Here is an 819-nt window from a genome sequence, read left to right as displayed (position 1 = left end):
CACTGTCTCACAGCCCACCGACATCAATGACGGCGGCCTGTGGCGGTCAGTCGCCGGCTTCCTGGTCCGGGTCCTCCTCGGTGCCGTCCTGCTCGTCCTCTGAGTCCCATGGCGTCTCAAAGAGTGCCTCCGCATCCTCAATTCTTCCTGCGGTGCGATAGACGTCGGCGAGGTTGTCGCGTGAGATGAGGGTGTCGGGGTGGCGGGGGCCCAGGATGCGGGTGCGGTCTTCGAGGGTCTGCTCGTACAGGGTAATGGCCTCGTTGAGCCTGCCGGCAGTCTGGTAGGCGCTGGCGAGGTTGTGGCGTGAGATGAGGGTGTCGGGGTGGTGGGGTCCCAGGATGCAGGTGCGGTCTTCGAGGTTCTGCTCGTACAGGACGATGGCCTCGTCGAGCCTACCCGCGTCGTGGTAGGCAACTGCGAGGTTGTGGCGTGAGGTGAAGATGTCGGGATGGTTGGGACCCAGAACTCTCAACTGGTCGTTGAGGTTCTGTTCGTGCAGGGTGATGGCCTCGTCGAGCCTACCCGCTGCTTGGTAGGCGCTGGCGAGGTTGTTACGTGAGGTGAGGGTGTTGGGGTGGTTGGGACCCAGAACTCTCAACTGGTCGTTGAGGTTCTGTTCGTGCAGGGTGATGGCCTCGTCGAGCCTTCCCGCTGCTTGGTAGGCGCTGGCGAGATTACCTCTCGTTATGAGGGTATCGGGATGGTTGGAGCCGAGGATGTGGGTACGGTTGGTGAGGTTCTGTTCGTGCAGGGTGATGGCTTCATCGAGTCTGCCTGCTGCTTGGTAGGCGTTTGCCAGGTTATTGAGTGAAGCCA

At 61.7% G+C, this 819-nt stretch carries 1 protein-coding gene; it reads right to left on the bottom strand.

Annotation, left to right across the window (positions count from 1 at the left end; genetic code table 11):
• Positions 1-46 precede the first annotated feature (46 nt).
• Positions 47-819: tetratricopeptide repeat protein (locus tag HMPREF2883_RS09755; RefSeq protein ID WP_141759094.1), on the bottom strand; the 773-nt coding region annotated here is incomplete at its 5' end.

Source organism: Actinomyces sp. HMSC075C01, from assembly GCF_001812965.1.
Classification (GTDB): domain Bacteria; phylum Actinomycetota; class Actinomycetes; order Actinomycetales; family Actinomycetaceae; genus Actinomyces; species Actinomyces acetigenes.
The sequence above is the reverse complement of the archived record's forward strand: the minus strand, read 5'-3'. Positions and strand labels throughout refer to the sequence as shown.